Source organism: Daejeonella sp. (assembly GCF_046590655.1).
In the GTDB taxonomy this organism is placed as follows: Bacteria; Bacteroidota; Bacteroidia; order Sphingobacteriales; family Sphingobacteriaceae; genus Daejeonella.
Map to the genome: position 1 here is coordinate 1 of NZ_JBKJUM010000085.1, position 6,936 is coordinate 6,936.

Sequence of the window (6,936 nt, forward strand, 5' to 3'; positions counted from 1 at the left end):
CCGTAATTGCTTATGCTATCTGGTTTACCGTCTTCATGCCTGTGATCGTGTTTTAATTCCAGCCTGCCCCTGGTCTTTTTAAGTATCCATGTACGCGATTTATTTTCCCCAACAATAAATGGCATTTTCAATTCTCCATGGCGCTTATTAACTGTAAAACTCAGTTCTTTCCCCCAAAAGTCATTTGCTTTCGTGGTGTCGGGCATATAAATCGTTTTCCCATAAAATGTTTTTCCTTTTTTGGATTGTAATTCCCTGAAAAACGCTGCGTTGCCCTGAGCCCTGGCGCCGAAGCTTACAAGTATAAAGCCAGCTATCAGATATTTAGTAATCATAAAGTTGATTGAATAGCAATTTAAAAGTGCCGTGGGTCTGCGCTCTGAAGGTTATCTCAGGGCCAAAGGCGTATAATTTGCCTTTACCAACCCCGGCTTCGAAGGCTGTAACACCGTCCTGCAGATATTCCTGTCCCCAGGCCCATCCACTTCGCAATGACTTCGGTTCTGAGAACCACATTATAGGTTTGATCGTTCCCTTGGTGATCGCATCTGTCGGTACCCTGAAAACAGGACTGTTGTCGAAATAGATATCTGCTTGTTGAGCCATTCCCCAGGCTGCAGTCAGTTTGTTATCTACATTAACGCGCAGAACACTTCCCGGAACATAATATTTTACTGCAGGTAGCCTTACATCTTTACCGTTTTCTCCCAGTTCGACAAGGTGGTTCCTGACAGGCAGTCCGAGATGATAGGCTATATTCGTACTGCTACCAATAGTGACAAGCTTGCCGCCATTTTCTAAGAATTTCTTTAATTGGGGCACTGATTTGTCGGCGCTTACCGTTCCTGTCTGCTTCCTGTATTCTTCAGGAATATCTGCAGCAAGAGGACTGACTGGGGTAGAAACTGCTGGAGCATTATAAGCAGGGATTGCGCCAGTTACAAAAATTATAACATCATACTTCGCATTAAGGTTGCCTGCATCTATCTCCTGGGGATATAGAATTGACGCTTTAAAATTATACTGTTCCATTAGGAATCTAACCCAGCCTGACGACATCGATCCGCCATAAGTATCCCATAAAGCGATCCGGAGACCAGTGACTTTTGTGATGTTCTTTGGCGCTAATGAAGAAGTTCTTACTTCCAGGCCAGGATTGGTAATTTGATTTTTTAGAATCGTTCGGCTTTTTTCCGTTGCCGGGATGTAAAAATCGCCAGCATCTGATCCCTTATTTATTCTGGATACAGTTTGTCCTGCATTAAGCAATTCATTAACTGCTCTAAACGCGTTGTTAGATTGCGAATTTATAAGATAGCCGTTTGAAGAAATAAGCGTTTTAATTTCGGGGCTCTGAAGTTCGCCGTATGGGATACGCTCGAACGGACCCTGGAAATCATCCTGGAGCCTGTCAAAGTCGACATTCATCAGATAAGCTAATGTCCAGCCGGCAGCGTCATAAGGGGCAACAGGAGGCCCTCCTTCATATTTAAAATCATTTGGATGATCCTGTGGTTCAAACATGTCAAGCACATGGGGGCGAAATGCCTGATTTGATTTAATGATATAAGATCCTTTAGGATAGTTTTTACCGGCAACGTTAAAGTTGTCTGTTGCCTTATGCACAAGTATACCTGTGCGTACAAGTGCGTTTACAAACTTTATGGCGGTTGGAAAATCGTCCTGAGCCGAAGAGAGAATATAACCTCTCGGATCGCGCTGTTTTTTATCAAGCATTACGCTATCATAATACCTTGAAGGCAATTGAACGGGAGCTTTGGCCATTTTAGATTCTTTCTGAAAAGCAAGATTGATTGCATCTATCTTCTTTGGGGACAAACTCCAGTTATCCTTACTTCCCCGGTCTATAGAATTTCTCCCCATTCTGTAGATGTTGAAAAGCAATTCATCTCTATGTCGCTGGGCGTAGTTTAATACAGCATAATTCATGGAAACAGAATAATCTATCGACTGTCGGAAATGCCATTTTTGCGGTTTAACCGGGAAGGTTGTTCCGCCATTTGGGATAAGGCGCTGAGGTACCAGCGGAATTTCCGTAGGTGTCGGTCCGCCGATAGTTTCAGTTAGTAAACCCACGATATTATGAAAATAGGTGGTGGTTCTTAATCCTCCATTGTACCACGTTGAGAATACCGATCCGTATTTCTGAGTATAACCTGGTTTGTTTTCCACATTAAGGCGATTATTCATGGCCGCTCCAAGGGCATCGATACTGGTCATGATGATCGGATCGAACACGTAATTAAAGGGGTCACGGTATGGAGCCCCGGCTACCACAGATCCAGCCGGACCAGACTGATGATGATTGTACATAATCTGAGGCAACCATTCAATAAATAGTTGCCTGGCAATATTCTGACTCTCTTTGAGATTCAGCATGAAAAAATCCCGGTTATTGTCGTGCCCCGCATATTTTTCGTATAAACGGGGGAGCCCCTGAAGGGTGCGTTTTGTGGGATCCTTTTCACGCAGATACCAATTGCTAACCAGTTCCTGGCCATCAGGATTTGCATGGGCCATCAGGATGATCGTGTTATCGAGAATTTGCATAGTTTCGGAATCATTTCTGCTTGTCAGCTGCCATGCGGTTTCTATGAGCTGATGGATTCCTAAAGTTTCTGTGGCATGCAGCCCTCCATCTATCCACACAACTGCCTTACCCTCATTTGCAAGAGCTGTTGCTTCCTGGTTATTGATCCCTTCAGCATAAGCAAGTTTTTGGGAGATTTCTTTGTACCTACTAAGATTTTTCAGGTTTTCGGGAGAAGATATGATCAGCATATATTGCGATCGTCCCTCTTCGGTTTGACCAATCTCAACAAATTTTACTCGTTCACTTGCTGCAAGTTTTTTGAAGTAAGCTTCAGTCTCCGTATTTGTGGACAGTTTATAATCATCACCTATTTCAAATCCGAAATGCTCTTTGGGCGAAACTTGTGAGTAAACGCTGTTAATAATGAATAAGCAAGTGATTAATGAGTAAAATCTTGGCATTGGTTGTGGGTTAGCGGTTTGCAAGATAGGATAGAAAGAGCCATGAAGCAAGAACCAAGAGACAAGATTTTTTCCTGGTTAGACAGAAAATAGATTCTTAAAAAGTATTGCTTGTTTGATCATTCTTTCGTTAACTTCATAACCAAACTACCCTTCAATTGTTAATACTTCATGACTTTTTACGAACAACAAGCTCACTTTGAACTTGAAACATGGAAATTGAAAATTAGAAAGAAGCCTTCTTTTTTAAATTATGCTTCGAAAACATTACAGAACAGAATCAACCGTTGGATTCCTGATAAAGTCCACAATGCCATTACGGTTACGATAGAGAAAATGGTCAAGGCCGTTCTTTTTGGTGCAAAATATACTACCAGAGAACCCCGCAAGGATAGTTCCTTACAGTTAAGAGAAGCTTTCATAAAAGAACGAATTGATTTTTACCGAAAAACTGCTTCGGCTGAAGGCGCTGTTACAGGAGCAGGGGGTATTTTGCTTGGTCTTGCGGATTTTCCAATTCTAATTGCAATAAAAATAAAACTCCTGTTTGATATCGCTGCACTCTATGGTTATGATGTTCAAAATTATAAAGAAAGATTGTATATACTGCACATATTTCAGCTCGCCTTTTCCAGCCAGCAAGGAAGAACTGACGTGTTTAAACAAATTGAAGATTGGGAAAATTACCAGCGGACACTCCCCGACGATGTAGATAAATTTGACTGGCGTACTTTTCAACAGGAATACAGAGACTACATCGACCTCGCAAAAATGGCTCAGCTAATTCCTGTCATTGGCGCAGCCGTCGGAGCTATTGTCAATTATAAGCTGATAAGTAAACTTGGTGAAACAGCAATGAACTGTTATCGGATGAGGAAAGTTAGTTCGTTGAAGATTCTTAAGCAGTTGAAGGACTAATCAGTATTCAGTAATCATCCTGTCTGCCGCAGGCAGGTAATCAGAAAGTTTAAAACACCTTCTCATTAGGAGGTTTAATACCGTTTAATCTTAGATATATTGTGGCCTGTGCCCTATGATGCGTCTGGTGTTCAAATGCTTTATTGAGCCAGCCGTATGGAGTCACTTCATAATTACCGCGTTTAACTGTATTGCTTTTTACCTCAATAAATTTCCTGCAAAGTCAACTTTGATATTAAAAGGCTGCAAATAACGGTCAGCTAGAATTGCAAATTCTTTTCTTGTAATTGGTCGTTTTAAATCGAACTTGCTTTCAAATTGAAAGCTTTCTTTCCAGCCTTCTTCAATTTCTTTTTTAAGCTCGTCGCCACGGGTGGCCGTAAACATAAACAGGCTTATTGCATCTTCGATGGTCATTACTTCCTTTTTATTATCAGCAAACCAAATTTGGCTTCTTGAATAAAATTCTCTTACCGGAATGCGCAGTTGTTCTGAAGAAATCGTGCCAATTGTATCGAACTTCATTACACTCCGATCCCCTTCTTTGGAGATCACTGGCTTTAACAAACCGCTAAGTGCCATCCGTTGAAAAGTAAGAAAATTTGGAGCATTTTCCGGCACATCTGCCAATGGGATAAGTTGCGCATCAAATGTTAAAAGTTCTGTCTGCACTGCTCTCACATTGATATTCTTTGTTGTAGTCTTAAAAAATGCACAGTATGAAGCAATTGTTCCAGCAGCTTGTCCGGCAGACATACTCACCAGTTTCATGGTGCTTGTACTTTTAGGAACAATAATGAAATTTTCAACTCCAGCTGGGAGAAATGCGCCAATAGAGATAGGAATTGCACTTGAAGCATTAGCGCCATAATTAGCACTTGCGACAGTACTGCGGTATAACTTGCTATCAAAGGGGCTATTTAGTGCAACACTGTTTCCCATAGTTTTAGTAACATCCACTCTTAGTATCGACGTTATAAAAAGATTTTCAGTTGCATCCACAACAACATCCGCTTTTATCTTTTGCCCGTTTTTTAACTTCACTTCCCAACCCTTGCCATCTTTTTCAATTTTTTCAAGGGCAGTATTCAAGGTCAGGCTCAAATTTTTAGTTGTGTCAATGACGCTCTTTATCAGCTTCAAATATTGATCCTTCCTCATGTTAAGATCTAAAGCCACGGTGCTGTCTTTTGCACCAGGTTTTTTCTTAAGCTTAACTTTGTAATGATTTTGAATCTTTTGGAGATATGGTATATCCTCCCGACTAAGGTCTACGTTGATAGCAGGGGTCTGAGTAAGCAAAATAGTTTTTGCGCCTGAGCGTGCCGATTGAAGTGATGCGGCAACACTAGCAGCTGTATTGCCAATCACCAGTACCCCTGTTTTCGTAGTTTGTGCTATAAGCGAGAGGCTTGTAAAAAGCAGTATTAATGAAGAAAAAAAATATTTTACCATGTCTTTTTTTGTAGAGTGTTAATTTACTGTTTCTTTTATTATGTTTATTAAATGGTAAAGCAAAAGAAGTATATCAAACTCATTAACATCCGAAATAGTATTATTGGTTTGTCATGTGTAACTAGTTTTTTTCTTGGCGGATTTATTACCCGTCAGGTAGATGAGGATAAGATCACAATATCTGTGATTAAAGAAGCTCAAAAGATCATTGGAATTAAATTTACTGATGCCGAAGCAGATTCGATGCTGGAAACTCTTGATGGGAGACGAAAAAACTATGTTGAGCTGCGTAAGCTTAACATGCCTAATTCCGTTGTTCCTGCATTAAACTTTAACCCCCTGCCGATAGGATACCAATATCCCGATAAAACAAGCGGATTTAAATTGTCGCCAGCACCGAAGGTGAGATTTAGCGGAAACAAAGACGACTTAGCTTTTAGTTCTATTTCTCAGCTTGCCCAATTAATTCGCAGCAAGCAAATTTCCTCAGTCGAGCTGACCCAATATTTCATTGACCGCTTAAAAAAATACGATCCCATTCTTCTCAATGTGATTACTATTACAGAAGGACGGGCGATGGCTCAGGCAAAAAAGGCCGATTTAGAAATAGCCGCTGGAAATTACCGCGGAGTATTGCATGGTATCCCGTTTGGGGCTAAAGATTTACTTGCGGCAAAGGGGTATAAAACTACATGGGGCTCTGTTCCTTACAAAGATCAGGTGATTGATGCTGATGCAACCGTAATCACCAGGCTTGAAGCAGCAGGAGCAGTGATGATTGCAAAGATGACCCTCGGCGAATTAGCTCAGGGCGATGTTTGGTTTGGAGGAAAGACAAAAAATCCCTGGGATATAAAGCGGGGTTCTAGCGGTTCATCCGCCGGATCAGCTTCTGCTGTGGCTTCAGGTTGTATGCCCTTTGCGATTGGATCTGAAACTTACGGTTCAATTGTTTCACCTTCCGGAGAAAATGGAACAACCGGACTCAGACCTACATTTGGCAGAATTAGCAAATATGGAGCAATGGCATTAAGCTGGAGTATGGACAAGCTTGGTCCGATTGCACGAAATGTAGAAGATTGTGCAATTGTATTTAATGCGATCATGGGCCCGGATGGCAAGGATCTAAGTGTGATACCAGCGCCCTTTAATTATACTACACCAACTTTGGGGAGTTTAAAAGGGGTTCGTATCGGGGTCGTTAAATCTGAATTTTTGAGAAGAAATGCAAATTCTGCAAATGACAGTCTGACCCTCGTTAAGTTAACAGAACTAGGGGCAGAGTTGATACCCATTGAGCTCCCTGTACTGCCTTACGCGGAAATTGCAATTGTTCTTTCGGCGGAAGCTGGAGCGGCTTTTGATGAGCTGACGCTTACCAACCGGGAAGACCTGATGGTACTCCAGGGTAAAAGTGCGCGGCCCAATGCTCTTCGTGCCTCTCGATTTATACCGGCGGTAGAATACATCCAGGCTAATAGGGCTAGGACTTTACTGATCGAGCAATTAAATGAAAAGATGAAAGGTATTGATGCGTTTATCGCACCG

The 6,936-nt window shown here is 41.6% G+C and carries 6 protein-coding genes; 2 read left to right on the forward strand and 4 right to left on the reverse strand.

Annotated features, from left to right (window positions below):
* On the reverse strand, window positions 1-335 hold a 335-nt coding region (locus ACLL8Z_RS08235), incomplete at its 3' end, for a hypothetical protein (RefSeq protein ID WP_411274293.1).
* Complete coding sequence (locus ACLL8Z_RS08240; protein ID WP_411274294.1) at window positions 325-3,015, reverse strand: M14 metallopeptidase family protein; 2,691 nt, start codon at window positions 3,013-3,015, stop codon at window positions 325-327. The genes ACLL8Z_RS08240 and ACLL8Z_RS08235, both read right to left, overlap by 11 nt.
* A gap of 171 nt (window positions 3,016-3,186) precedes the next feature.
* Between ACLL8Z_RS08240 and ACLL8Z_RS08245 the strand changes: the two genes are divergently transcribed.
* Window positions 3,187-3,933 carry an EcsC family protein gene (locus ACLL8Z_RS08245; protein WP_411274295.1) on the forward strand — a complete coding sequence of 249 codons (747 nt, stop codon included), beginning with the start codon at window positions 3,187-3,189 and terminating at the stop codon, window positions 3,931-3,933.
* Between the two features lie 49 nt (window positions 3,934-3,982).
* Here the strand turns inward: ACLL8Z_RS08245 and ACLL8Z_RS08250 are convergent, their stop codons facing one another.
* Both ACLL8Z_RS08250 and ACLL8Z_RS08255 read right to left on the reverse strand, forming a co-directional pair.
* The gene (locus ACLL8Z_RS08250) at window positions 3,983-4,141 is read right to left on the reverse strand and encodes a DinB family protein (RefSeq protein ID WP_411274298.1); all 159 of its coding nucleotides are present in this window, start codon (window positions 4,139-4,141) and stop codon (window positions 3,983-3,985) included.
* Window positions 4,132-5,388, reverse strand: a complete 1,257-nt coding sequence (locus ACLL8Z_RS08255) for a hypothetical protein (protein WP_411274296.1) — start codon at window positions 5,386-5,388, stop codon at window positions 4,132-4,134. Before ACLL8Z_RS08255 ends, ACLL8Z_RS08250 begins: the two co-directional genes overlap by 10 nt.
* Before the next feature lie 51 nt (window positions 5,389-5,439).
* On the opposite strand from ACLL8Z_RS08255, the gene ACLL8Z_RS08260 reads away from it, so the two are divergent.
* Window positions 5,440-6,936: amidase (locus tag ACLL8Z_RS08260; protein WP_411274297.1), on the forward strand; the 1,497-nt coding region annotated here is incomplete at its 3' end.

Bases quoted from the DNA above. Each gene is read 5' to 3' on its own strand.
- ACLL8Z_RS08240 (WP_411274294.1), bottom strand. From the start codon at position 3,015: ATGCCAAGATTTTACTCATTAATCACTTGCTTATTCATTATTAACAGC.
- ACLL8Z_RS08245 (WP_411274295.1), top strand. From the start codon at position 3,187: ATGACTTTTTACGAACAACAAGCTCACTTTGAACTTGAAACATGGAAA.
- ACLL8Z_RS08255 (WP_411274296.1), bottom strand. From the start codon at position 5,388: ATGGTAAAATATTTTTTTTCTTCATTAATACTGCTTTTTACAAGCCTC.